The following is a 24,307-nucleotide window of genomic DNA, read 5'->3' as shown; positions in this document are numbered from 1 at the left end:
CACATTCCATCTCGGCGGATCAAGCCGCGCTACCCGGTGGTTCTGGTCAAACCCGGGATGAGAAACCCGTCCACGAGCGCTTGCACGGTGCGACGGGTGGGTGGCCGGCCAGGAATGATGGACCGGAAGATGAGATAACCGGGCAATAGGTCCCAGAGTTCGTCGGTGATGACGTCCTCGCCGATCTCGCCGCGGTCGACGGCTTGGCGCAGCACATGCTGAATCAACGCCTTGCGCTGCTTGAGGAATTGCTCCTGCAATGCGTCGTTGAGCGCCGGGTGCCGCGACACCTCGACCATCACCGCGCGGATGGTGCTGGCGTGCTCGGTGCCGTGCTGCCCACACGTCTCCCCCAGACTCAGCAGGTCGCCGCGCAGTGTGCCGGTGTTGGGCGCGACGGCGATCACGCGGACACCCTCGATGAAGGCGGCCAACACCAATTCGGCCTTGGAAGGCCAGCGCCGATACACCGTGGCCTTGCTCGCGTGGGCTTCGGCGGCAACCGCGTCGACCGTCAGCTGGTCGTAGCCGTGCTCCTGGAGCAAACGCAGGGTGACCGCCAAAATCTCGCCCTCTCGGGGCGACCACGGTGATTCCTGCGTCAAACGGTCCGCCGTCTGGGTCATAGCGCCCACGATAGAGCCGCTTGCGCTGCGCGGACCAATTTCGGGCGGGGCCGTCATCTCGACGTCGGCAGCGCGCGTTCGATGTCGGCGACCAGATCGTCGGTGTCTTCGATGCCCAGCGAGATGCGCGCGAACCCGTCGCCGACCGCATCGCCCCAGCGTGCCCGGCGATCCACCGACGTGTGGAGGCCGCCGAAACTGGTGGCCGCGACGAGCAGCTCGCTGCGCTCGACGAGGGCGTGCACCGCGGCGGCGTCGGCCAGTTCGACCGAGACCAAAGAACCGAACCGGCGCATCTGCGCCACCGCCACGCGATGAGAGGGGTCGTGCGCCAAACCGGGGTAGCGCACTACTCGGGCCGCCGGGTGGCCGGCCAACATCGTCGCCACGGCCCGGGCGTTCCGGCATTGCCGCTCGAAACGCAGTCCGGCGCTGGCCAGGCTGCGCAGCAGCAGCCATGCTTCGAACCCGCCCAGGATTGCGCCGGCGAGCAGTCGCTGGCGCTGCACGGCGGCGAGCAACTCGGGGTCGTTGGTGGCGACGTAGCCGGCCAGCAGGTCGCTGTGACCAGACAGCGCCTTGGTGGCGCTGGCCACCACCGCATCGGCCCCCAGTGACAGCGGCTGCTGCCCCAGGGGCGTGGCGGCGGTGTTGTCGACGATCAACCGCGCGCCGCGGCCACGGCAGATGGTGGCCAACCGGCGCAGGTCAACGACATCGAGCGCCGGGTTGGTGGGCGTTTCGGCCAGCACCACGTCGGCGCCCGCGGCGGCGTCATAGATCCGCGAGCTCGAAGCCTCGATGACGGTCACCCCCGCGGGCGCCAGGTCCTCCCTCGCGAAGCGGCGCACTTGGTAGTAGCCGTCGGCGGGCACCACCAGAGCCGATCCGGGCGTCGCGAGCTCCCGAAGCGCGGCGCCGACGGCGGCCATTCCGGAGGCGAACGCCAGCGCGCCGGTCGCTCCCTCCAGCTCGGCGAGCGCCGACTCCAGTTGCCGCCACGTGGGATTGGAGCCGCGGCCGTAGCTGTCCGACGCCTCGGTTTCGTCGCCCGACAGGTGGTAGGTCGCGGCGAGCACCGCCTGCGGCGCGACGGGCTGCCCCGGGATCGCTTGTGGGCTCGAGGCTTTGAGGCTGCGGGTGGAATCGCCGTAGCGAGGGCTCATCGGCCTATTCCGCCGGAGCTTTCGGCGGCCCCTCGGCCAACAGCTTCCGGAACCCGTCCTCGTCGAGCACCGGCACGCCGAGCTCCACCGCCTTGTCGTATTTGGAGCCCGGCGCGTCGCCGGCGACGACGTAGTCGGTCTTCTTCGACACCGAAGCCGCGGCTTTTCCGCCGCGGGCGATGATCGCCTCCTTGGCGTCGTCGCGCGAATAACCGGTCAGCGAACCGGTGACGACAACGGTCAGCCCCTCCAGCGTGCGGGGCACGCTGGCGTCGCGCTCGTCGGCCATCCGGACGCCGGCGGCCCGCCACTTGTCGACGATCGCGCGATGCCAGTCGACGGCGAACCACTCGGTGAGCGCGGCCGCGATCGTCGGCCCGACCCCCTCGACGGCGGCCAACTGCTCGGTCGACGCGGACATGATCGCGTCCAGGCTGCCGAACTCGGTGGCCAGTGCGCGGGCCGCCGTCGGGCCGACATGCCGGATCGACAGCGCCACCAGTACCCGCCACAGCGCCACCGCCTTGGCCTTGTCCAGGTTGTCGAGCAGGCGCCTGCCGTTGGCCGACAACGTGCCGGCCTTGGTCCGAAAGAGCTCGGTGCGCAACAGATCGTCCTCGGTGAGGGTGAACAGGTCGCCCTCATCGGCGATCACCCCGGCCTTCAGCAGCGCGATGGCCGCCTCGTAGCCCAGCCCCTCGATGTCGAGCGCTCCCCGACCGGCGACGTGGAAGACGCGCTCACGCAGTTGCGCCGGGCAGGACCGCGCGTTGGGGCACCGGATGTCGGCATCGCCCTCCTTGGCGGGGGCCAGCGTGGTGCCGCATTCGGGACATGTTGTCGGCATGACGAATTCGCGTTCGGAGCCATCCCTGAGGTCGACGACGGGACCGAGCACCTCCGGAATGACGTCACCGGCCTTGCGGATCATCACCGTGTCGCCGATCAGCACCCCCTTGCGCTTGACCTCGGCGGCGTTGTGCAGGGTGGCCAAGCCTACGGTCGACCCGGCGACCTTCACCGGCGTCATGAAGGCGAACGGCGTGACGCGCCCGGTGCGCCCGACGTTCACCCGGATGTCGAGCAGCTTGGTCTGCGCTTCCTGCGGCGGGTACTTGTAGGCGACCGCCCAGCGCGGTGCCCGCGACGTCGTGCCCAGCCGGCGTTGCAGCGCGAAGTCATCGACTTTGACCACCACGCCGTCGATTTCGTGGTCGATGTCGTAGCGGTGCTCACCCCAATACCCGATCCGGTCCTCCACCGCGGCCAGGCCGCGAACGCGTGCGGTTTCTTCGGCCACCGGCAGGCCCCAGGCTTTCAGCGCGGTGTAGGCCTCGTGCAGGGTCTTCGGTGCGAACCCGTCGGTGCGGCCGATGCCGTGGCAGATCATTCGCAGCTTGCGCCGGGCGGTGACCGCGGGGTTCTTCTGGCGCAGCGAACCGGCCGCGCTGTTGCGCGGATTGGCGAACGGCGCTTTGCCGTCCTCGACCAGGCTGGCGTTGAGCGCCTCGAAATCGGCGAGCATGAAGAAGACCTCGCCACGTACCTCAAGCACGTCCGGAATCGGCAAATCGGAACTGGCGGTGAGCCGCTCGGGCACGTCGTCGATGGTGCGGGCGTTGAGCGTCACGTCCTCGCCCACCCGGCCGTCGCCGCGCGTGGCGGCCCGTTCCAGCCGCCCGTCGCGGTAGACCAGCGACAACGCCACCCCGTCGATTTTGAGTTCGCACAGGTAGTGCGGCTCACGACCGATCTCGTTCTCGACGCGGTTGCTCCACGCGACCAGCTCGTCACGGTCGAACACGTCGTCGAGGCTCAACATCCGCTCGAGGTGCTCGGCCTCGGTGAAGTCGGTGGCAAAGCCCGCCCCGCCGACCAGCTGCGTCGGCGAATCCGGAACTCGCAGCTCCGGGTAACGGTCCTCCAGCGCGACAAGGTCGTTGAACATCTTGTCGAATTCGGCGTCGGAGACGATCGGCGCGTCTTTGATGTAGTAGCGGAACTGGTGTTCGCGGACTTCATCGGCAAGTTCCTGCCACTGCCGCCGGACTTCGGGCGCCACCGAATCAACTTCTGGTGAGCTCACCCTCGCAGGCTATCCGAGAACGCCGACACCACGAATCAGTCCTCCACGTACGCCCGCAGCCGGTCCAAGGCCGCATCCCACCGGCGCGACAACGCAGTGAGGTAGTCACTGGCCTCGGCCAAGGGGGCCGTCCGCACCGTCCAGACGCGCTCACGGCCCCGCCTGCTGCTAGTCACCAAACCCGCCGACTCCAGCAGCTGCAGGTGCTTGCTGGCAGCCTGCCGGCTGACCGGAATGACGGAGGTGAGCTGCGATGTCGAGCTCGGGCCCACATCGCAGAGCCGCACGATGATGCGCAGCCGGTTCGGGTCACCGAGTGCGTCGAAGAGCGGCGCGGCCACGGTGACGCGCCCGCTCATTCGCGTACGTCTTCCACATACCTGCGCACCAAGACCGTCTGGATCGCCCAACCCTCGGCGTTGGCCTCGAACGAGGAGGGGCGGCGCGCCTCGGGAATGTCCTCGAATCCGGATTCGGTAATGGTGAGCAGCACGCCGTCGGGCGCCTCCGACAAGGTGAACTCGACCAACGTCGTCGGCTCTCGGTTGTAGTCGACGTCCGAGTCGACGGCGAAGGGATGCCAGCGATAGGCGAGCCGCCGTGGCGGCTCGACCGCGACGATGTGCCAGGTGCTCTTCACTCCGGCGTGCGGCTCCTGGCGCTTGGCGACCTCGTCGTCGACCGTGGTCGGAGTGATCACCGCGGCGACCGAAGTCCCGGGGACGAACGGCCCGTCGAAGCGGACGCCGAACCAGCGGCCGAACTCGTCGGCATCGCTGATGGCCCGCCATACCCGCTCCAACGGCGCGTGCAACAAGACGCGCTTCTCAATCCTCATACGCAACCTCCTGGTTGCGTATGAGCCAATCACGTCACCGACACAAGCGCAACTGTTTGGTTGCGTTTGGTTGCCTATCGGATGGCGTCAGGGTCCTCCGCAAAAGCCTCCGCCGCCCCGCGGGCAAGCTCGATCGCCCGGCGCGCCCACTGCGGTGTCGCGCCGGCCAGACCACAGGCCGGGGTGACGCCGATTCGATCGCGTAGCGCCGATCGTCCGAAGCCCAGCCGATCGGTCACCGCGACCAGTGCGGCGGCTACCTCTGCTATCGAGGGTCGCCGTGGCGGCGCGTGGGCGGCAACCACGCCCAACATGACCGCGCGACCCGATTCGACGAACGCGGCGATGCCGTCGAGGTCCCCCGCGGCCAGCATGCTCGCGTCTACCGAGACCGCGCTTAAACCGCTGTCCTGCAACACTTTCCATGGGAATCCGGGGGCACAACTGTGCAGCAGCACCTCACCTCCCGCCGCGGCGGCACAGGTGTCGAGCAGGGTGGTGGCCACCGCCTCATCGAGCGGCGCCACCGGGCTCAGCGACGTCACCCCGGTCAGCTGCCCGCCCAACGCCTTCGGCAGCGACGGCTCGTCGAACTGGACCACCACCGGCGTCTCGAGCCTGCGGGCCAGCGCCGCGCGGTGGGCGGCGACGCCTTCCCCCAGCGACGCCGCCAGATCGCGCACGGCGCCGGGGTCGGTGATCGCGCGGTGGCCGTTGGCCAGCTCGAGTTCGGCGGCCAGCGTGATCGGCCCGGCGGCCTGCACCTTGAGGGCGCGGTCGCCACCGCGCAGGCCGGCCACCTCCCAGGCCTCTTCCAGCGCGTCCATGTCCTCGTCGAGCAGACTCACGGCGCGGCGGGTGACCGCGCCGGGCCGAGCGGCAAGGCGATAGCCGCGGGGAACGATGTCGATGGCCACGTCGATCAGCAACGCGCCGGCTCGGCCGAGCATGTCGGCGCCGACCCCCCGGGCGGGTAGCTCGACGATGTGGGCCAGCGCGCCGGCCAACTCCCCGACGACGACCTCGGCGGCCTCGCGAGGCTTGATGCCGGGCCACGACCCGATGCCGCTGGCCCTCGCGAAAACGCTCACCGGGAAACCGTATTCGACGTCACCCCACCGGCCGGTCGGCAGGGGTGTCTGCCGCGCGGCGGCACGGGTAGGTTCGACGCAAGAAGGGTGCGAAACGTGTCACGGATGGCGGGATTGGCACGGCCGCTGCTGTTATGCGGGGCCACGGTGCTGGCTGCGGCGTGCACCCGGATGGTGGACGGTGCGGCGGTGGCCCAATCCGGCCTTCCCCGCAGGGCGGTGCAGGGTGTCAACGTCGACACGATCCTGTTGGACCAGTCGCGGATGCGTGCGATCACCGGCGCCGGCGAGCATTTGACGATCATTCCCTCGATGGACGGCACCAGCCCGGTGGACATCGACGCGCTCGCGGACACCACGCCGCCCGAATGCCGGTTCATCTACGCCGAGACGGCGACGTTCGGACCCGATATCGAAGAGTTCCACAAGACGACCTTCCAAGACCCGCCCGACGGCGCGCTGATTTCCGAAGGTGCCGCGGCCTACCGTGATGTCGAGACCGCGCATCGCGCCTTCGGCGCGCTGGTGACCACGGTCGGGGATTGCGCGAACGGCTCGGCCGGCCAGCAATACGTCGGCGACTGGCTGTCCGACGCCGCGTCGCTGCACCTGCGACCGGGTGGCTGCGGCCGCGACTATCGGCTGCGGTCGGTCGCGATTGTGGAGGTCACCTTCTGCGGCTTCGCGCAATCGGTGTCCGACATCGTGATGACGAACATCGTCGCGAACATGCCGGCCTAGCGCGCGGTGTCCGCGATGGTGGCGCTGCCCAGCACCTCGTCACCGTCGGGGTCGGATCGGTAGAGCACCAGCGTCTGGCCGCGCGCGACGCCGCGCAGCGGGGCACGCAACCGGACGACGAGCTCGTCACCGACCAACTCCGCCACCGCGTCGGCCGTTTCACCGTGCGCGCGTACCTGGACCGCGCACTCGACGGGGCCCGACTGCGCCCGCCCCGCGGTGAAAACCGGTTCCCGCCCCCGCAACTCACGCACGTCGAGGTCGGCGGCCCGCCCCACCCGAACGGTCGCGGTGTCGGCGTCGATGGCCGTCACGTAGCGCGGCCCCCCATCGGGGCCCGGCCCGCTGATGCCCAGGCCCTTGCGCTGGCCGATGGTGAACACGTGTACGCCGCCGTGTTCGGCGAGCACCGCGCCGTCGTCGCCGACCACGGTGCCGCGGCGAACCGCGATCCGCTCGCCCAAGAAGGCCCGGGTGTTCCCGGACGGGATGAAGCAGATGTCGTGGCTGTCGGGCTTTTCGGCGACCGCCAAGCCGCGCCGGGCGGCTTCGGCGCGAATCTGCGCCTTGGGGGTGTCCCCTATCGGGAACGTGGCGTGGCGCAGCTGCTCGGCGGTCAGCACGGCCAGCACGTAGGACTGGTCCTTGTCCGGGTCAACCGCGCGGCGCAGTCGCCCGCCGGACAGCCTGGCGTAGTGGCCGGTGGCCACCGTGTCGAACCCCAGCGCAAGGGCTTTCGCGGACAGCGCCGAGAACTTGATCCGCTGATTGCACCGCACGCACGGGTTGGGCGTCTCGCCGCGCGCGTACGACGACACGAAGTCGTCGATCACGTCCGCTTGAAACCTCTCGGCGAAATCCCAGACGTAGAACGGGATTCCGAGGACATCGGCGACCCGGCTGGCGTCGGAAGCGTCCTCTTTCGAGCAGCACCCGCGCGAGCCGGTGCGCAGTGTGCCGGGCGTGGTCGACAACGCCAGGTGCACGCCCACCACATCGTGGCCGGCGTCGACCATGCGGGCGGCGGCGACCGACGAGTCGACGCCACCACTCATCGCGGCGAGGACCTTCATTTAGGGGGCCCCCGCGGCGGCCAGCGCGGCGCGGCGCGCCCGGTCCACGGCCGCCGGCAGCACCCGCAGCACGGCATCGACGTCGGCGTCAGTACTGGTGTGCCCCATGGACATTCGTAGAGAACCGCGGGCGCTGGTCGGGTCGGCGCCCATCGCCAGCAGCACGTGCGACGGCTGCGCGACGCCAGCGGTGCACGCCGATCCGGTCGAGCATTCGATTCCGTTGGCGTCCAAGAGCATCAGCAGCGCATCGCCTTCGCAGCCGCGGAACGTGAAGTGCGCGTTGCCCGGCAACCGTAGCGGGTCGCGAGCGCCGTTGAGGCTGACGTCGTCGATGCCGGCCAGCACCCCGTCGATCAGGCGATCCCGCAGAGCACGCAGCCGTGAGCCGTTCGCCTCGATCCCGTCGACCGCGATTTTTGCGGCGGTCGCCATGCCGACTGCGCCGGCGACATCGGCGGTGCCGGAGCGGATGTCGCGTTCCTGCCCGCCGCCGTGGGCCAAGGGCACACACGTCACGTCACGGCGAACCAGTAAAGCGCCCACGCCGGGCGGCCCGCCGAACTTGTGCGCGGCCACGCTCATCGCCGCCAGCCCGCTGGTGGCGAAGTCCACCGGCAACTGCCCCACCGCCTGGACTGCGTCGCTGTGCATCGGAATCCCGAATTCGGCCGCGACGGCGGCGAGCTCGGCGACGGGCATCACGGTGCCCACCTCGTTGTTGGCCCACATCACCGACACCAGCGCGACATCGTCGTGGTTGCGCAACGCCTCGCGCAGCGCGGCCGCCGACACGGAGCCGTCGGCGGCGGTCGGCAGCCACGTCACCTCGGCACCCTCGTGCTCGGCGAGCCAGTTGACCGAATCCAGGACCGCGTGGTGCTCCACCTCGCTGGTGATGATGCGCCGATGGCGCGGTTCCGCGTCGCGGCGGGCCCAGTAGATGCCCTTGACGGCCAGGTTGTCGCTCTCGGTACCGCCGCCGGTGAAGATGACCTCGGACGGACGGGCGCCCAGCCTGTCGGCGATCAGCTCCCGGGACTCCTCGATGCGCCGGCGCGCCGTTCGGCCGCTGGTGTGCAGGGAGGAGGCGTTGCCGACGGTGGCGAGCACCGCCGTCATCGCCTCGACGGCGGCGGGGTGCATCGGCGTGGTAGCAGCGTGATCGAGGTAGACCATGACCCGACCCACGATACCGGCAGGTCCGAGGGCGATCCGAGCCAGTGGCGATCGCAAGCGCGGCGCAGCCGGGCGCCGCGGGTCGCCACCATCGGATTACGTAGCGATCGCAAGCGCGGCGCAGCCGGGCGCCGCGGGTCGCCACCATCGGATTACGTAGCGATCGCAAGCGCGGCGCAGCCGGGCGCCGCGGGTCGCCACCATCGGATTACGTAGCGATCGCAAGCGCGGCGCAGCCGGGCGCCGCGGGTCGCCACCATCGGATTACGTAGCGATCGCAAGCGCGGCGCAGCCGGGCGCCGCGGGTCGCCACCATCGGATTACGTAGCGATCGCAAGCGCGGCGCAGCCGGGCGCCGCGGGTCGCCACCATCGGATTACGTAGCGATCGCAAGCGCGGCGCAGCCGGGCGCCGCGGGTCGCCACCATCTGACTACGAGGCCACCAGCACGGGCCCGTGACCGGCGGGCCGGGGCGTGCCCACACCCACCACCGACTGGCAGCGGTTCGCCAGGGCCCGCCGATCGGTCCCTGGGAGCTGCAGGGATTCGACGTGGACCCGGGCCAGGGTGCGGCGCACGGTGAGCAGCCTGCCGATGGACCCCACCAGCGTCTCGTCGCCGACGAAGGCCGGCACGGTCGAGACGCTGCCGTCGACGTGGTGATATGTCAACCGCAGCGGCTGCACGGGACGGCTTGCGTCGATCGCGGCCTGGAACATCGCCGGATAGAACGCCCCGCGGCCTCGATGCGGCTGCCCGGCAGCCGCACCGCCGGGATCGTCGCCGGGCGCACCGCACCAGGTGGTGCCCTCCGGAAAACACACGACCGTCTGGCCGGACCCCAGCCGGCGGGCGACGGTGTCCACCACCGCGGGCAGGCGCCGCAGACTGGACCGCTCGATCGGGATGATCTTCAGGGTGCGGGCCACGATCCCGGTGGCGGGGCCGGTGAACATGTCGGCCCGGGCGACGAACGACCCGGGCAGCACCGACCCGATGGCAAAGACGTCCAGCCACGACATGTGCGGGCTGACCACCAGGACACCGCTCAGGTTGCGAATCGGGCTGCCCGTGACTGTGATCCGAATCCCGAAGCAGCGCAACACCATCCGGCAGTAGATGCGCTGAACGCGGGTACGGCCAGGTAGCGGCACCGCCAGCAGCGCCACCCCGGGCGCCAGCAGCAGCGCCAGCATGACGCGAAGCGTCACCCGCAGCGCCACCAACAGGCCGGGCGACGCGGTCACGTCGCCGCGGCGCACACAACCGGCGTCACACGACGCGCGTGGTAACCAGGAGTGCCCGGTGTGGGCGGAGGTGCTCATCGGTCGCGGTCGGCCAGCTGCGAAGCGGCCGACACCGAGCGGAGCCGCTTCAGATATCGCGTATCGGCCCGCCGCTTTTCCAGCAGGACGCAGAAGTCGCCCACCCCGAAGTCGGGGTCGTGCGCGGGCTCGCCGCACACCTGCGCGCCCAGCCGCAGGTAACCGCGCATCAGCGCCGGGATCGACGGACGCGCGGGAGCCGGAATCTGGTCAAGCGCCCGCCCGTCGACCACCACCGGCCGGTGCGGGCGCACCCGGTACTGCGGCGGGGCCGCATGGCGGCTGAGGATGAAGTCGCGCACCCCGCGAAGCTGGCTACCGGGGGCATGGGAATCGCCGCCGATGGGCACCGACACGCAGCCGGTCACGTAGTCGTAGCCGTAGCGGTCCAGGTACGCCAGGATGCCGGCCCACATCAGCAGCACGACGCCGCCGTTGCGGTGCCCCTCGCGCACCACCGCGCGTCCCATCTCCACCAGCGACGGCCTGAGTGGGTCGAAACCGCGGATGTCGAACTCCGTCGCGGTGTAGAGCCCGCCCGCCGCGATGGCGCCGGCCGGGGCGAGCATGCGGTAGCAACCGACCAGTTCGCCGGTGCCGTCGTCGCGGACCAGCAGGTGGTCGCAGTGCTCGTCGAATCTGTCGACATCACGTCGTTCGCCGTCCTTCGTCGGCAGCGCGAAGCCGGGGGTGCTGCTGAAGACGTCGTAGCGGAGCCGCTGCGCCGCCTCGATCATGCCGGGATCCGTCGACAGCAACAGTGAATATCGGGGCCCGCCGGACGACGCCGACGTCGCGCCGTCAGGCTTGTCACTAGGGATCAGGACAGAAGCAATGCTCATGTAAGCCAACGTTGCGTAATCGGTGAGCGAGTCGGCATCGCGGCTGTGACGTGTCTGTGCACGTCAGGTGACGAAATGTCGATGCGGGGCCCGTGCTGCGGCGCGTTGAGGCAGGCGGAACGGATCGGGCCGCGCCGATTCGGCGCCGGCGCCATTCGCCGTCACCGACTTCGAGCCGGGTCTCCACTGGACCTGGCAGATGGCGGCGTCCCCGCGGCGCGCTGGCCGCGGTGATTACGCGAGAGCCCCCGACACCGCGGCGTCGGGGGCTCCTGGGCCGAGAGGATCAGCCCTTGCGCTGCTTGATGGCGTCGGTCAGCTGCGGGGCGACCTTGAACAGGTCGCCCACCACGCCGTAGTCGGCGATCTCGAAGATCGGCGCCTCTTCGTCCTTGTTGACGGCGACGATGGTCTTCGAGGTCTGCATGCCGGCGCGGTGCTGGATCGCCCCGGAGATGCCCAGCGCGATGTAGAGCTGCGGCGACACCGTCTTGCCGGTCTGCCCGACCTGGAACTGGCCCGGGTAGTAACCCGAGTCGACCGCGGCCCGGGAAGCGCCTACGGCGCCACCCAGCGAGTCGGCCAGCTCCTCGACAACGTGGAAGTTGTCCGCGCTGCCGACCCCGCGGCCCCCGGACACCACGATGCTGGCCTCCGTCAGCTCCGGGCGGTCGCCGGCAACCGCCGGCTCGCGCGCGGTGATCTTGGTGACGTTCTCCGCGGGCGCGGGCACCTCGACGGTGACCTGCTCTCCTGCGCCGGCCTGCGGCTCGGCGTCGATGGCGCCTCCGCGGACCGTGACGATCGGGGTGTCACCGTTGGCCTGCGCCTCGACCGTGAACGCGCCACCGAAGATCGAGTGCACGAACTTGTCCTCCTGCACGCCGACCACGTCGACCAGCAGGCCGGAGCCGATCCGGGCGGCGAGCCGGCCGGCGACCTCTTTGCCGTCGGCGTTGGCGGACAGCAACACGGCGGCGGGCGAGTTGGACTCGGCAAGCGCGGCCAGCACGTCGACCACGGGGGTGATCAGGTAATTCTCGGCGTCGTCGGACTCGGCGACATAGATTTTTGCGGCGCCCGCCTCCTTGAGACCGTCGACCAGCGGCGCGGCCGTCCCGGGCTTGCCGACCACGACGGCGGCCGGCTCGCCCAGCGCGCGGGCGGCGGTGATCAGTTCGGAGGTGACCTTCTTCAGTGCGCCTTCGGCGTGCTCAACGAGCACCAAAACTTCTGCCATGGTTTCTTCGCTCTTCTCGTCTGTGGGATGGGTGCTCGTCTAGATGATCTTCTGGGCCACGAGGTACTGGGAGATCTGGTTCCCGCCCTCGCCCTCGTCGGTGACCTTCTCACCCGCGGTCTTCGGCGGCTTCGGCGTCGACGACAGCACCTTCGACCCGGCGTTCTCAAGCCCGACCTCGTCGCTTTCGACGCCGATCTCGGCGAGGGTCAGCACCGTGACCTCTTTCTTCTTGGCGGCCATGATGCCCTTGAAGGACGGGAAGCGTGGCTCGTTGATCTTCTCGGTCACACTCACCACGGCGGGCAGCGACGCCTCGAGCTTGAACACCCCGTCGTCGGTCTCGCGCTCGCCCGTGACCTTGCCGCCCTCGATCGACAGCTTGCGCAGGTGGGTCAGCTGCGGCAGGCCCAGGTACTCGGCGATGATGGCCGGCACCGCGCCGCCGGAGCCGTCGGTGGACTCGTTGCCGGCGATGACCAGCTCGGTGCCCTCAATGGTGCCCAGCGCGCGCGCCAGCGCCCATGCGGTTTGCACCACGCACGAGCCGTGCATGCCGTCGTCCTTGAGGTGGACGGCCTTGTCGGCTCCCATCGACAGGGCCTTGCGGATCGCCTCGGTCGCACGTTCGGGGCCGGCGGTCAGCACCGTGACCGACCCCTCGCCGCCCTCCCGCTCGCGGATCTGCAGGGCCTCTTCGACGGCGCGCTCGTTGATCTCGTCCAGCACTGCATCGGCGGCCTCGCGGTCCAGCGTGTAATCGCCGTCGTTCAGCTTGCGCTCGGACCAGGTGTCTGGGACCTGCTTGATCAGGACCACGATGTTCGTCATGAGTGTGGTTCGTCCTCCTCGAAGGAGTCTCGCAGCAGTCGACCACGAGACTTTCAGTACGCGTTTCGCAGCGCACGGTCGGGTTACTACTCGGTAACTTTGTGCAGCCTGCCTTCACACCATAGCGGGTGGTACTGCAGGTTCTTCCGGCGTGTCCACCCTCGCTAACCGGCGCCGCCGCGTTCCCGGTTCGCGAATCCGACACTTCGCGTTAGCCTGCCTATGCGATGAGCGCAACCGTCCCCGACGTCCCCTGCCACACCTCCGGCGACCCCTCGCCGGCGGCTGACCCCGTGCTGACGCTGACGGGCGAGCGGACCATCCCGGGCCTGGATGTCGAGAATTACTGGTTCCGCCGCCACGAGGTGGTTTACCAGCGGCTGGCCCGACGCTGCGCGGGCCGCGAGGTGCTCGAGGCCGGCTGCGGAGAGGGCTACGGCGCGGACCTGATCGCCGCCGTCGCCCGGCGGGTCCTGGCCGTGGATTACGACGAGGCCGCCGTGGCCCACGTGCGCGGCCGCTACCCGCGCGTGGAAGTGATGCAGGCCAATCTGGCGGCGCTGCCGCTGCCCGATGCGTCGGTGGATATTGTGGTCAACTTCCAAGTCATCGAGCATCTGTGGGATCAGGCACAATTCGTCGCCGAATGCGCACGCGTGCTGCGGCGCGGTGGGTCGCTGATGGTCTCCACACCGAACCGGATCACCTTCTCGCCCGGCCGCGACACCCCGATCAACCCGTTCCACACCCGCGAACTCAACGCCGCCGAGCTGACCGAGTTGCTCCTCGACGCGGGCTTTCGCGACGTGTCGATCAGCGGGCTGTTCCACGGTCCGCGGCTGCGGGAGATGGACGCCCGCCACGGCGGCTCCATCATCGATGCGCAGATCGAGCGGGCGGTTGCCGACGCGCCGTGGCCGCCGGAGCTGGTGGCCGACGTCGCCGCGGTGACGTGCGACGACTTCGACATCGAAAGCGGGCCCCGGGACATCGACGACAGCCTGGACCTGATCGCGATCGCGGTAGCGCCGTGAGCGATTCGCACGACCGGGTGCCCGGCATGTTCACCCTGGTCCTGCACACCCACCTGCCGTGGCTTGCCCATCACGGCCGGTGGCCGGTCGGTGAGGAGTGGCTCTACCAGTCGTGGGCGGCGGCCTACCTGCCGCTGATGCGGGTGCTGACCACGCTGGCCGACGAGGACCGCCGCGGTCTGATCACGCTCGGCGTCACCCCGGTGGTGAACGCGCAGCTCGACGACCCCTATTGCCTGGACGGCATGCACCATTGGCTGGCCAACTGGCGGCTGCGCGCCGCGGAGGCCGCCAGCGTCCGGTCCGCCGCGCGTTCGAAGTCGGCCGACTATCAATCCTGCACGCCGGAAGCGTTGCGCACCTTGGGGATTCGGGAATGCGCCGAGGCGGACGGCGCGCTGGAGGACTTCGCCACCCGGTGGCGGCACGGCGCTAGTCCGCTGCTGCGCGGCCTGATCGACGCGGGCACGGTGGAGTTGCTGGGCGGCCCGCTGGCCCACCCCTTCCAGCCGTTGCTCGCGCCGCGGCTGCGCGAGTTCGCCCTGCGCGAGGGGCTAGCTGACGCGCAGTCGCGCCTCGGAGCGCGAAAAGGTCAGGGGCCCAGCGGGATCTGGGCGCCCGAGTGTGCCTATGCCCCAGGCATGGAGCACGACTACGCCGCCGCGGGTGTCACCCACTTCATGGTCGACGGCCCGTCGCTGCACGGCGACACCGCCCTGGGCCGGCCCGTCGGCGACACCGACGTCGTCGCGTTCGGACGAGACCTGCAGGTCAGCTACCGGGTGTGGTCACCGAAATCCGGCTACCCCGGGCACGCCGCGTACCGCGACTTCCACACCTACGACCACCTCACCGGGCTCAAGCCGGCGCGGGTGACCGGCCGCAACGTGGGATCGGGGGCCAAGGCGCCCTACGACCCCGACCGCGCCGACCACGCCGTCGACGTCCATGTCGCCGACTTCGTCGAAGTGGTGCGCAACCGGCTGACCACCGAATCCGAGCGGATCGGGCGGCCCGCGCACGTAATCGCCGCCTTCGACACCGAACTGTTCGGCCACTGGTGGTACGAGGGCCCGACGTGGCTGCAGCGGCTACTGCGCGCCCTGCCCGCCGCCGGCGTGCGGGTGGGCACGCTGAGCGACGCCCTCGCCGGCGGATTCGTCGGGCGCCCCGTCGCATTGCCGCCCAGTTCGTGGGGCTCGGGCAAGGACTGGCAGGTGTGGGCCGGCGACAAGGTGGCCGACCTCGTCCAGCTCAACAACGAAGTGGTCGAGACGGCGCTGAGCACCGTCGACAAGGCACTGTCGCAGCGAGCCTCGCTGGACGGGCCGCTTCCCCGTGACCACGTCGCCGACCAGATCCTGCGCGAAACCCTGCTCACCGTCTCCAGCGACTGGCCCTTCATGGTGAGCAAGGACTCGGCCGCCGACTACGCGCGCTACCGCGCCCACCTGCATGCGCACGCGACCCGCGAGATCGCCGGGGCGCTCGCGTCCGGGCGGCGGGACGCCGCACTGCGTTTGGCCGAGGGATGGAACCGCGCCGACGGACTGTTCGGCGCACTGGACGCGCGCAGGCTGCCCCGATGAACTGGGCGACCGCATGAAGATCCTGATGGTGTCGTGGGAGTACCCGCCGGTGGTGATCGGCGGGCTCGGCCGGCACGTGCACCACCTGTCGACGGCGCTGGCCGCCGCCGGGCACGAGGTCGTCGTGCTGTCCCGGCGCCCCACCGGCACCGACCCCAGCACGCACCCGTCGTCCGACGAGGTGGTCGACGGCGTCCGGGTGATCGCCGCAGCCCAAGACCCACACGAGTTCTCGTTCAGCACCGACATGATGGCCTGGACTTTGGCCATGGGCCATTCGATGACCCGCGAGGGCCTGTCGGTGAAGAAGCGGGGCACGCACCGGCCGTGGCGTCCCGACGTGGTGCACGCGCACGACTGGCTGGTGGCACACCCGGCCATCACACTCGCGCAGTTCTACGACGTACCAATGGTTTCCACCATCCACGCGACCGAGGCCGGGCGGCACTCCGGTTGGGTGTCCGGGACGATCAGTCGTCAGGTGCACGCCGTCGAGTCGTGGTTGGTGCGGGAATCCGATTCGCTGATCACCTGTTCGGCGTCGATGGCCGACGAGATCACCGAATTGTTCGGGCCCGGCCTGGCCGCAATCACGGTCATCCGCAACGGCATCGACGCCGCGCGCTGGCCGTTCGCCGACCGACGACCGCGCACCGGTCCCGCCGAACTGCTCTACCTCGGGCGGCTGGAGTACGAGAAGGGCGTGCATGACCTGATCGCCGCCCTGCCCCGCATCCGGCGCAGCCACCCCGGAACCACCCTGACCATCGCCGGGGAGGGCACCCAGCAGGAGTGGCTCGTCGAACAGGCCCGGAAACATCGGGTGCTCAAGGCAATTCGGTTCGTCGGCCACCTCGGCCATGCCGAGCTGCTCGCGGTGCTGCACCGGGCCGACGCCGCGGTGCTGCCCAGCCACTACGAGCCGTTCGGGATCGTCGCGCTCGAAGCCGCGGCGGCGGGCACGCCGCTCGTCACGTCGAACATCGGCGGCCTGGGCGAGGCGGTGATCAACGGCCAGACCGGGGTTTCCTGTCCGCCCCGCGACGTCGCCCGGCTTGCCTCGGCGGTGCGGGTCGTGCTCGACGATCCAGTGGCCGCGCAGCGGCGCGCCCGCGCCGCCCGCGAACGGCTCACCTCGGCCTTCGACTGGAAGACCGTGGCCAAGGAAACCGCCCAGGTATATCTCGCCGCCAAGCGCGCCGAGCGCCAGCCCCGGCCGCGAATGCCCATCGTCGAGCACGCGCTGCCCAGCCGCTAACCTGCAGCGATGGGGCTGGAGTTTTCGAGCGTGGTGGACGCGCCGATCGGCGACGTGTTTGCCTGGCACGCCAGGCCGGGCGCGTTCGCCCGGCTCTCGCCGCCGTGGCAACCCACGCGGCTGGTCTCCGAGGCCGCCTCGCTCAAGGACGGGCGGGCGACGCTGGCGCTGCCCGGAGGCCTGCGTTGGGTCGCCGTCCATCAGCCCGACGGCTATGAGCCCCCGCGCCGCTTCGTCGACGCCATTGGCGGAGACGGCCTGGCCACGCTGCCCACCCGAATCGCCGTGCGCTGGCGGCACACCCACGACTTCGAGGAGGTCGGCGACGGCCGCACCCGGGTCATCGACCGGGTGGACACGCCGGTGCCCGGCTCGTTGCTGCGGCCCATGTTCACCTACCGGCACCGTCAGCTGGCCGACGATCTTGCCGCCCACCGACTGGCCGCCGACAACGGGCTGGCCCCGCTGACCGTCGCCGTCACCGGAGCGTCCGGGTTGGTGGGTTCGGCGTTGACGGCTTTTCTGAGCACCGGCGGCCATCGCGTCATCCCGCTGGTGCGCCGCTCCCCGCGCGGCGGCGACGAGCGACAGTGGAACCCCGACGACCCCGACCCGGCACTGTTGGACGGGGTGGATGCCGTCATCCACCTGGCGGGCGCCTCGATCGTCGGCCGGTTCACCGACAAGCATCGACATGCCATCCGCGACAGCAGGATTGGGCCCACCCGCCGGCTCGCCGAGGCGCTGGGCCGCGCGGCGCACCGCCCGGCGGTGCTGATCTCGGCGTCGGCGATCGGATACTACGGAGCCGACCGCGGCGACGAGATCCTCACCGAGGACAGCGACCGTGGCGACGGTTTCCTCGCCGATGTGGTCGCGGACTGGGAGGCGGCGACCACGCCCGCGGAGCAGTCCGGGGTGCGCGTGGTCAAGGTGCGCACCGGGATCGTGCAGTCCCCGCGCGGTGGCACGCTGAAGCTGATGCGCCCGCTGTTCAGCGCCGGGTTGGGCGGACGACTGGGCGACGGCCGGCAATGGCTGTCGTGGATCGGGATCGACGACCTCGTCGACATCTACCACCGCGCGCTGTGGGACCAGGCACTGTCGGGGCCCGTGAATGCCGTTGCCCCGCAGCCCGTTCGCAACAGCGAGTACACCGCGACGCTGGCGCACATCGTGCACCGGTCCGCGGTGTTGCCGGTTCCTTCGCTGGGTCCGCGGGTGTTGCTCGGCGAGCAGGGCGCCCGCGAACTGGCCTGCGCCAGCCAGCGCGTCCTTCCGCACAAGCTGAACGCGGTGGGGCACCGGTTCCGCCAGCCCGACCTTGAGCAGGCGCTCCGCCACCTGCTCGGACAGGCCCGCTGAACTGCGCACGCGGCATTCGGGACCGATGGTTCCCTATTTAACTAACTTAATGGTTCAATCACTTAATGAACTCTGGGGCGCTGACCCGGCGTGCCCGTCGCACCAGCGCGATCGTGATCGGCGTCGTCGCGCTGGCCGTGATTACGTATTCTGGGCGCCCCGCGCGGGCCGAATCCGCGGAAGCGGACAGCACGACCGAGGTCGCCTGCGCGAGCACGATTCAGGCGATACCGACGACGTGGTATTTCCCCAGCACGCCGCCGCTCGGGCTGGTTTGGTTGCAGCACGGCTTTGTGGAAGGCAAGAAGGTATGGTCCGCCTTCGGCCCCGAGCTCGCAGCCAACGGTTACCTGGTGGTGGCCACCACGCTGTCCACCGTCAACCTCTTCGGCTGCACCGTGGAGCACCTGATCGACAACAGAGGGTTCCTGGACAACGTCGCCGAGGTCTTCGCCCATAAAGACGACCCGCATGGCGCGTTGGCGACGTCGTTCGCGATGGCGGCGGAGCAGGCGGGCCGGCCCGGGGCGCCGCTACCCGACAACGTGGTCTTCGTGGGCCACTCGGCGGGGGCCGAGGCCGTCGAATACGTGGCCGAGCGCCTGCACAGCTCCTACCCGGCCGCCTTCACCCGACTGAGCGGCATCGTCAGCGAAGACGGCGTGAAGTCCTTCCTCGGTTCCAACACCGAAGACGCGCTCGCGGGCCTCGCGGGAACGGGGCTGCCGATTTATGCCACGGCGTCGCCCCACCTGCTGTGCAACTTTTTTCAACGCGGCACCAAGGCCATCGAGCGGTACCTGCCGGACCGAACGTTTCACGGGGTGAAAATCACCACCGGCGCTCACGGCGACGCGATGGGTCCCTCGTCGCCGGTCTACGAGAACCTGGTGTGCGGTCGCCCCAAGGCGGACAACGTCGCCGCGGTGTGGGGACTGACCCGCGGCTGGATCGGCGACATGCTCGCGGGCACCGACACTCCCGACTTCTACCCGGGCGGAAGCTATTACACCGAGCTCCTGGTGGCCGGCACGATCACCACGCTGCCGTGACGGAGGCCGTCTCCTATTCCGCGTCCCTGCCGTGGCGGCTTCGCCGGTAAGCGCGGGCGCGCAGATCGGCGAGCCACCGCGGGTGCAGGCTCAGGCCGGGCGGCGTGTTGATCACGGGATCGAACGACACGTCCGACGCCCGTTCGGGGTCGATGACCCGGGTCAACGTGAGCCGGCCCAACGGCGTGAAATCGCCACTGCCACAGGCTTGGTCGAGCGAGACCTCGATGTTGTCGTGCTCGAGGCGCTCGCGCACGCTGTCCAGCGACAGGCCGAGACCGTCGATGCGGCTGACGATGCGGGCCCTGAGCCACCAGTTGGCTCCCTGGTAGTGCAGCGGCATCAGGGTGGTCAGGGTCTGATCGCTCCACGACGCGGCCGGGCGCAGCGCCAGCGCTCGGGACAGCAGGCCCGAGCCGGAGGAGACGACCAGGATGTCCCATGGCCCCGTCCCCTGCGGCGGTGTGACGCGGAAGGCCAGGCCGATGAAGTCGGGCAAGGCGCCAGGGGTGCCACTGGCCTTCGACACCCTGGCGACGACCTCGGACGACGGAATGGGCAGCCCCTGGCCCGCGGGGGCGACCCGTTCGATGGAGCCCTCCGCCAGTACCCCGACCGGATGGAACAACCGTTTGCCCCGGATGGCGGAGCCCCACTGGAAGGGCAATGCGACAAGATCGGAAACGCTCACCGGCGGCGGGTTCCCTTTTCGTCGCACCGGAAACGCGGCAAAACTCCTTACTCGGTCACGCGGTGGTCAACGTGGTCTCGTCCCGGTCCACCCCGCCGGCCGGCCGGGTGGCCGGGCGGCCGATCGGCGGTACCCGAGTCGCCCGCACGTACACCGTGTCACCGTCGCGCAGGGCCAGCGCTTCGGCGTCGCCGCGGGTGATCTGGGCGGTGAACGGCGCACCGCTGGTGGCGCTGGTCAGCTCGACCCGCACCTCGAAACCCAGTGTGACCACCCGATCGACGGTGGCGGCCACGACGCCGACGGACGCCGCGCTGCCGTCGCCGCCCGCGACCGCCATCTCTGGGTTGCGACCCACGCGGATGTCGTGCGGGCGGACGAGGGCGCCGTTGAGTTCCGATACCGCACCCAGGAACGACATGACGAATGGGTTCGACGGGGAGTCGTAAACGTCGCTCGGCGATCCCACCTGCTCGATGCGGCCCTTGTTGAGGACCGCGATTCGATCCGCGACATCCAGAGCCTCCGTCTGGTCATGGGTGACCAAGACGGTGGTGACGTGTACCTCGTCGTGCAGGCGGCGCAACCAGGCGCGCAGGTCTTCGCGCACCTTGGCGTCCAGGGCGCCGAACGGCTCGTCGAGCAGCAACACCTGCGGGTCGACGGCCAGCGCCCGGGCCAGCGCCATGCGTTGCCGCTGACCCCCCGAAAGCTGGTTGGGGTAGCGGCGGTGAAGTCCGCTGAGGCCTACCACCTCCAGGAGGTAGTCGACCTTGTCTTTGATTTCGGCCTTGGGGCGTTTCCGGATCTTCAGCCCGTACGCGACGTTGTCGCGCACGGTCAGGTGTTTGAACGCCGCGTAGTGCTGGAACACGAATCCGATGCCGCGGCGTTGCGGCGGCACGTGCGTCACGTCGCGGTCTCCGATCGTGATCGTTCCGCTGTCCGGTTGGTCGAGACCAGCGATGGTGCGCAGCAGTGTCGACTTGCCCGAGCCACTGGGGCCCAGCAGCGCGGTCAGCGAGCCTGTGGGCACCAGGAAGTCCACGTGGTCCAGCGCCACGAAATCGCCATAGCGCTTGTAGGCATCACGCACGATGATCGCGTGCGAGTCGGAATCACTGATCTGGACCATGTCCGAGTCTCCTTATCAAGTCTCGATTTTCGCGCGTACTCGGCGAACCTGCAGGATTACCTTGACGATCAGGAACGTCACGGCGACGCCCATCATCAACGTCGACAGCGTGTAGGCGCCGTACTCCGCCCCCCGGTTGTAGCGGTCATTGACCAGCAATGTCAGCGTCTGTGATTCCCCCGGCAGATTGGACGACACCATGATCACGCCGCCGAATTCGCCTAGGGTGCGCGCGGTGGTGAGCACGATCCCGTAGGTCAGGCCCCACCGAATCGACGGCAGCGTGATCCGCCAAAACGTCTGCCGCCAGGTCGAACCCAGAGTGGCCGCCGCCAGCTCCTGTTCGATCCCTACCTCCTGTAGCACCGGTTGAACCTCGCGCACCACGAACGGCAGCGTGACGAAGATGCTGGCAAGCACGATGCCGGGAGTGCTGAAGATGATCGTGATGCCGAGGTCTTTTTCGACGAACCCCAGCACCCCGGCCGAGCCCCACAGCACGATCAGGGCGACGCCCACGATGATCGGCGAGACGGCGAACGGCAGGTCGACGACCGTCTGCAGCACGCCCCGGCCACGAAATCTGCTGCGGGCCAGCAGGAGTGCGACTAGCACACCGAAGATCACATTCAACGGAACGACAATGGCCACCACGAGCAACGACAGCTGCAGCGCCGAAATCGCCGCCGGCGTAGTCACCCAGTCGTAGAACTGATTCAACCCGGGACGAAAAGCTCGCCATACGATGATGGCCACGGGAGCGATCAACATCACCGCCAGGTACACCAGCACCGCGAAACGGGTCAGGTAGCGGCCCCAGTTCACCGGGCTCACGGCGCCTTCTCCTCGCGACGGGCCCGCCGGCCACCGACGATCCGCAAGAGGAACAGCACCGCGAACGAAATCGACAGCAGCACGATCGATATCGCGGCCGCGCCGGTCCGGTCGTCGTTCTCGATCAAGGCGCGGATCCACTGGGAGGACACCTCGGTCTTGCCGGGCACCTGACCGCCGATCGTGACCACCGAGCCGAACTCGCCGATGCAGCGTGAGAATGCCAGGCCCGCACCGGATAGCAGCGCCGGAAGCAGAGACGGCAAGACGATCGACGTGAAGATCTTCGGGCCGGTGGCGCCCAGTGACGCCGCGGCCTCTTCGGCATCACGGTCGATTTCCAGCAGCACCGGTTGGATGGCGCGCACCACCATGGGCAGTGTCACGAAGATCAACGCGACCGTGACGCCCGGCGGCGTGTGCTGCAGGTGCACCCCGATCGGGCTGTTCTTGCCGTATAGCGCGAGCATCACCAAGCTGGTGACGATGGTCGGCAGGGCGAACGGCAGATCGATGATGGCGTCGATCACGCCTTTGCCGACGAAGTCGTCGCGCACGAGCACCCAGGCGGTCGCCAGACCGCACACCAAATTGATGGCCGTGACGACAACGGAAACCATCAGCGTCACTTTGAAGGACTCCAGCGCGGCGTGCGAGGTGATCGCCAACCAGAACGCCTGCCATCCTCCGCCGACAGCCTGCCAGGCGATCGCGGCCAATGGCAGCAGCACAATCAGCGAGAGCCACAGCGTTGCCACCCCGACTTGGAGCGACAGCCCGCCCGAACGGGACCGCGGGATCGCCGGTTGAGCTGGCCGCACTCGGCGCGGAATGAGTGCTGGCCTAATCGCTTCCGGTTCGGGGACGACGGCGGTGGTCATCCGGTGGCCTTCAGATAGACCTTGGTGATGCTGCCGGTGCTCTTGTCGAACAACTGCCTATCGACGTCGGCCCATCCTCCGAGATCCGTGATCGTCCAGAGTTTGACCGGCACCGGATAGAGGTCGCGGAACTTGTCCGCCACGGCCGGCTCGACCGGCCGGAAACCGGCCTCGGCCCATAGCCGTTGCGCCGCTGCCGTGTATTGGAAGTTCTTGAACGCAATCGCGGCGTCCAGGTGTGGACTCGTGGCGATGACTGCCAGCGGATTCTCGATCTTGAAGGTCTGCGACGGTGTGATGTGTTCGACCGGTTTCCCTTGCCGTTCAACGGCGATGGCTTCGTTCTCGTAGCTGATCAACACATCGCCACTGCCTTCGGCGAAGACGTCGGTGGCCAGACGGCCCGAACTTGGTCGCAGCTTCACGTGCTCGTGCACCAATCTGCTGATGAAATCGATGCCGGCGCCGGCATCCTTTCCCCCGCCGCTCTTGGCCGCGTACGGGGCCAACAGGTTCCATTTGGCCGAACCCGAACTCAACGGGCTGGGCGTCACGACCTCAATGCCCGGGCGCAGCAGGTCATCCCAGTCCCGGATCTGTTTCGGATTTCCTTTGCGCACAACCAACGTCACCACCGAGCCGAACGGGATGCCCTTGGTGGCATCCTTGTCCCACTCGGCGGAGACCTTTCCGGCCTTGACCAGCCGGGTGACATCCGGTTCGACCGAGAAATTCACGACGTCGGCCGGTTTGCCTTCGACGACCCCGCGGGACTGGTCGGCAGAGGCGGCATAGGAGGCAACCACCTGCACCCCCCTGCCGTCCACAGAAGCGTTGAACGCCGGAATGACCTTGCTCCAACCGGGTTCGGGCACCGAGTAGGCGACGAGGGTGATCTTGGTGTTCGCGTTCGTCAGTCCCGTCCCGCCCACGGCGTCACTGGCACCCCCGCCGCAGGCGGTGACCAGGCCGCACAACAGCGCGAGGGCGGCGCCATGCCGCCGACGCGGTGCGCTGCCGATGCGGTGGAGCATTGATGGCCTTCCGTCGCGGTGGTTTGATCCATGCGTCCCGCGGCCGGTTACCTAGAGGCATCAGTGGGTGATCAACTCCATACCGGACCGCGCAACGGGCTCGAAGAGTCAGCGACAACAATGCACGGGTACTGAGCAAACATCCTCTGCCACGCGCATGGGGGAAGATTAACAAGGCACGGGCGCGCCCGCGGGCGACGACAACCGGATGCAACCGACACGACGGACCGTAAGGGAGTGAACGTTTCGGCAGACGTCGCCGCGTTAACTATCGCGTAACACCGACCCGGTGCCCGGTGTGCCCCGCGGCCCCACCCTGGCGGGCCGTGTCGACCAGCAACCGCGCTCCGCTCGGGCGCCCGAGCGATCCCGAACGCGCAGGCTAGGCCCTCGGC

23 protein-coding genes are annotated in these 24,307 nt (G+C 69.2%); 6 read left to right on the top strand and 17 right to left on the bottom strand.

Annotation, left to right across the window (positions count from 1 at the left end; genetic code table 11):
- Positions 1 to 29: 29 nt before the first annotated feature.
- The 6 genes from A5695_RS04470 to A5695_RS04445 form a co-directional block, all read right to left on the bottom strand.
- Positions 30 to 638, bottom strand: a complete 609-nt coding sequence (locus tag A5695_RS04470; RefSeq protein WP_156749460.1) for a TetR/AcrR family transcriptional regulator — start codon at positions 636 to 638, stop codon at positions 30 to 32.
- 41 nt (positions 639 to 679) lie between these two features.
- Entirely contained in the window at positions 680 to 1,792 is a 1,113-nt protein-coding gene (locus A5695_RS04465) for a cystathionine gamma-lyase (protein ID WP_068078684.1), read from the bottom strand.
- Between the two features lie 4 nt (positions 1,793 to 1,796).
- Positions 1,797 to 3,878, bottom strand: a complete 2,082-nt coding sequence (gene ligA / locus A5695_RS04460; protein ID WP_068078682.1) for an NAD-dependent DNA ligase LigA — start codon at positions 3,876 to 3,878, stop codon at positions 1,797 to 1,799.
- Between the two features lie 35 nt (positions 3,879 to 3,913).
- A complete protein-coding gene (locus A5695_RS04455; RefSeq protein WP_068078680.1) occupies positions 3,914 to 4,237 on the bottom strand; it encodes a helix-turn-helix transcriptional regulator in 324 nt (107 codons plus the stop codon).
- A complete protein-coding gene (locus A5695_RS04450; protein WP_068078679.1) occupies positions 4,234 to 4,716 on the bottom strand; it encodes an SRPBCC family protein in 483 nt (160 codons plus the stop codon). The genes A5695_RS04455 and A5695_RS04450 overlap by 4 nt, the downstream gene beginning before the upstream one ends.
- Before the next feature lie 74 nt (positions 4,717 to 4,790).
- A complete protein-coding gene (locus A5695_RS04445) occupies positions 4,791 to 5,807 on the bottom strand; it encodes a methionine synthase (protein WP_068078677.1) in 1,017 nt (338 codons plus the stop codon).
- 105 nt (positions 5,808 to 5,912) lie between these two features.
- Here A5695_RS04445 and A5695_RS04440 point away from each other — a divergent pair, with 105 nt between their 5' ends.
- Positions 5,913 to 6,548 (top strand): sensor domain-containing protein, encoded by a 636-nt coding sequence (locus A5695_RS04440; RefSeq protein ID WP_068078676.1) that lies wholly within the window; start codon positions 5,913 to 5,915, stop codon positions 6,546 to 6,548.
- Here the strand turns inward: A5695_RS04440 and mnmA are convergent.
- The 6 genes from mnmA to A5695_RS04410 form a co-directional block, all read right to left on the bottom strand.
- Positions 6,545 to 7,621, bottom strand: coding sequence for a tRNA 2-thiouridine(34) synthase MnmA (gene mnmA / locus A5695_RS04435; RefSeq protein ID WP_068078674.1), 1,077 nt, complete (start codon positions 7,619 to 7,621; stop codon positions 6,545 to 6,547). The two genes, A5695_RS04440 and mnmA, sit on opposite strands and share 4 nt — an antisense overlap.
- Complete coding sequence (locus A5695_RS04430) at positions 7,622 to 8,800, bottom strand: cysteine desulfurase family protein (protein WP_068078672.1); 1,179 nt, start codon at positions 8,798 to 8,800, stop codon at positions 7,622 to 7,624.
- A 432-nt stretch (positions 8,801 to 9,232) separates the two neighbouring features.
- Positions 9,233 to 10,126, bottom strand: a complete 894-nt coding sequence (locus A5695_RS04425) for a 1-acyl-sn-glycerol-3-phosphate acyltransferase (protein WP_068078670.1) — start codon at positions 10,124 to 10,126, stop codon at positions 9,233 to 9,235.
- Positions 10,123 to 10,968 (bottom strand): GNAT family N-acetyltransferase, encoded by an 846-nt coding sequence (locus A5695_RS04420; RefSeq protein ID WP_068078668.1) that lies wholly within the window; start codon positions 10,966 to 10,968, stop codon positions 10,123 to 10,125. Before A5695_RS04420 ends, A5695_RS04425 begins: the two co-directional genes overlap by 4 nt.
- A gap of 286 nt (positions 10,969 to 11,254) precedes the next feature.
- A complete protein-coding gene (locus A5695_RS04415) occupies positions 11,255 to 12,208 on the bottom strand; it encodes an electron transfer flavoprotein subunit alpha/FixB family protein (RefSeq protein WP_068078666.1) in 954 nt (317 codons plus the stop codon).
- A gap of 39 nt (positions 12,209 to 12,247) precedes the next feature.
- Positions 12,248 to 13,039 (bottom strand): electron transfer flavoprotein subunit beta/FixA family protein, encoded by a 792-nt coding sequence (locus A5695_RS04410; protein WP_068078664.1) that lies wholly within the window; start codon positions 13,037 to 13,039, stop codon positions 12,248 to 12,250.
- A gap of 227 nt (positions 13,040 to 13,266) precedes the next feature.
- Between A5695_RS04410 and A5695_RS04405 the strand changes: the two genes are divergently transcribed.
- The 5 genes from A5695_RS04405 (at position 13,267) to A5695_RS04385 (ending at position 19,337) form a co-directional block, all read left to right on the top strand.
- Complete coding sequence (locus A5695_RS04405; protein WP_068078663.1) at positions 13,267 to 14,073, top strand: bifunctional 2-polyprenyl-6-hydroxyphenol methylase/3-demethylubiquinol 3-O-methyltransferase UbiG; 807 nt, start codon at positions 13,267 to 13,269, stop codon at positions 14,071 to 14,073.
- Between the two features lie 26 nt (positions 14,074 to 14,099).
- Positions 14,100 to 15,662: a glycoside hydrolase family 57 protein gene (locus A5695_RS04400; protein ID WP_156749459.1), complete on the top strand. Its 1,563-nt coding sequence runs from the start codon at positions 14,100 to 14,102 to the stop codon at positions 15,660 to 15,662.
- A gap of 13 nt (positions 15,663 to 15,675) precedes the next feature.
- Positions 15,676 to 16,920, top strand: a complete 1,245-nt coding sequence (locus A5695_RS04395; RefSeq protein WP_068078659.1) for a glycosyltransferase family 4 protein — start codon at positions 15,676 to 15,678, stop codon at positions 16,918 to 16,920.
- Positions 16,921 to 16,929: 9 nt separating this feature from the next.
- Entirely contained in the window at positions 16,930 to 18,285 is a 1,356-nt protein-coding gene (locus A5695_RS04390) for a TIGR01777 family oxidoreductase (RefSeq protein WP_068078657.1), read from the top strand.
- A gap of 65 nt (positions 18,286 to 18,350) precedes the next feature.
- Positions 18,351 to 19,337 carry an alpha/beta hydrolase gene (locus tag A5695_RS04385; RefSeq protein WP_068078655.1) on the top strand — a complete coding sequence of 329 codons (987 nt, stop codon included), beginning with the start codon at positions 18,351 to 18,353 and terminating at the stop codon, positions 19,335 to 19,337.
- A 13-nt stretch (positions 19,338 to 19,350) separates the two neighbouring features.
- Here A5695_RS04385 and A5695_RS04380 read toward each other — a convergent pair whose 3' ends face one another.
- From A5695_RS04380 to A5695_RS04360, 5 genes are read right to left on the bottom strand one after another with little or no spacing between them, the layout of a single operon-like run.
- Complete coding sequence (locus A5695_RS04380) at positions 19,351 to 20,028, bottom strand: phosphodiesterase (RefSeq protein WP_068078652.1); 678 nt, start codon at positions 20,026 to 20,028, stop codon at positions 19,351 to 19,353.
- 55 nt (positions 20,029 to 20,083) lie between these two features.
- A complete protein-coding gene (locus A5695_RS04375) occupies positions 20,084 to 21,163 on the bottom strand; it encodes a sulfate/molybdate ABC transporter ATP-binding protein (protein ID WP_068078650.1) in 1,080 nt (359 codons plus the stop codon).
- 15 nt (positions 21,164 to 21,178) lie between these two features.
- Positions 21,179 to 21,997, bottom strand: a complete 819-nt coding sequence (gene cysW, locus A5695_RS04370) for a sulfate ABC transporter permease subunit CysW (RefSeq protein WP_068078648.1) — start codon at positions 21,995 to 21,997, stop codon at positions 21,179 to 21,181.
- The gene (cysT, locus tag A5695_RS04365) at positions 21,994 to 22,878 is read right to left on the bottom strand and encodes a sulfate ABC transporter permease subunit CysT (RefSeq protein WP_068078646.1); all 885 of its coding nucleotides are present in this window, start codon (positions 22,876 to 22,878) and stop codon (positions 21,994 to 21,996) included. The genes cysW and cysT overlap by 4 nt, the downstream gene beginning before the upstream one ends.
- Complete coding sequence (locus tag A5695_RS04360; protein WP_068078644.1) at positions 22,875 to 23,912, bottom strand: sulfate ABC transporter substrate-binding protein; 1,038 nt, start codon at positions 23,910 to 23,912, stop codon at positions 22,875 to 22,877. The genes cysT and A5695_RS04360 overlap by 4 nt, the downstream gene beginning before the upstream one ends.
- Positions 23,913 to 24,307 lie beyond the last annotated feature (395 nt).

The organism is Mycobacterium sp. E1747 (genome assembly GCF_001667775.1).
Lineage (GTDB): Bacteria > Actinomycetota > Actinomycetes > Mycobacteriales > Mycobacteriaceae > Mycobacterium.
The sequence above is the reverse complement of the archived record's forward strand: the minus strand, read 5'-3'. Positions and strand labels throughout refer to the sequence as shown.

Coding starts and splice junctions, on each gene's coding strand:
- A5695_RS04465 (WP_068078684.1), bottom strand. CDS start 1,792: ATGAGCCCTCGCTACGGCGATTCCACCCGCAGCCTCAAAGCCTCGAGC.
- A5695_RS04455 (WP_068078680.1), bottom strand. CDS start 4,237: ATGAGCGGGCGCGTCACCGTGGCCGCGCCGCTCTTCGACGCACTCGGT.
- A5695_RS04450 (WP_068078679.1), bottom strand. CDS start 4,716: ATGAGGATTGAGAAGCGCGTCTTGTTGCACGCGCCGTTGGAGCGGGTA.
- A5695_RS04440 (WP_068078676.1), top strand. CDS start 5,913: ATGGCGGGATTGGCACGGCCGCTGCTGTTATGCGGGGCCACGGTGCTG.
- mnmA (WP_068078674.1), bottom strand. CDS start 7,621: ATGAAGGTCCTCGCCGCGATGAGTGGTGGCGTCGACTCGTCGGTCGCC.
- A5695_RS04430 (WP_068078672.1), bottom strand. CDS start 8,800: ATGGTCTACCTCGATCACGCTGCTACCACGCCGATGCACCCCGCCGCC.
- A5695_RS04425 (WP_068078670.1), bottom strand. CDS start 10,126: ATGAGCACCTCCGCCCACACCGGGCACTCCTGGTTACCACGCGCGTCG.
- A5695_RS04420 (WP_068078668.1), bottom strand. CDS start 10,968: ATGAGCATTGCTTCTGTCCTGATCCCTAGTGACAAGCCTGACGGCGCG.
- A5695_RS04415 (WP_068078666.1), bottom strand. CDS start 12,208: ATGGCAGAAGTTTTGGTGCTCGTTGAGCACGCCGAAGGCGCACTGAAG.
- A5695_RS04410 (WP_068078664.1), bottom strand. CDS start 13,039: ATGACGAACATCGTGGTCCTGATCAAGCAGGTCCCAGACACCTGGTCC.
- A5695_RS04405 (WP_068078663.1), top strand. CDS start 13,267: ATGAGCGCAACCGTCCCCGACGTCCCCTGCCACACCTCCGGCGACCCC.
- A5695_RS04400 (WP_156749459.1), top strand. CDS start 14,100: ATGTTCACCCTGGTCCTGCACACCCACCTGCCGTGGCTTGCCCATCAC.
- A5695_RS04395 (WP_068078659.1), top strand. CDS start 15,676: ATGAAGATCCTGATGGTGTCGTGGGAGTACCCGCCGGTGGTGATCGGC.
- A5695_RS04390 (WP_068078657.1), top strand. CDS start 16,930: ATGGGGCTGGAGTTTTCGAGCGTGGTGGACGCGCCGATCGGCGACGTG.
- A5695_RS04385 (WP_068078655.1), top strand. CDS start 18,351: ATGAACTCTGGGGCGCTGACCCGGCGTGCCCGTCGCACCAGCGCGATC.
- A5695_RS04375 (WP_068078650.1), bottom strand. CDS start 21,163: ATGGTCCAGATCAGTGATTCCGACTCGCACGCGATCATCGTGCGTGAT.
- cysT (WP_068078646.1), bottom strand. CDS start 22,878: ATGACCACCGCCGTCGTCCCCGAACCGGAAGCGATTAGGCCAGCACTC.
- A5695_RS04360 (WP_068078644.1), bottom strand. CDS start 23,912: ATGCTCCACCGCATCGGCAGCGCACCGCGTCGGCGGCATGGCGCCGCC.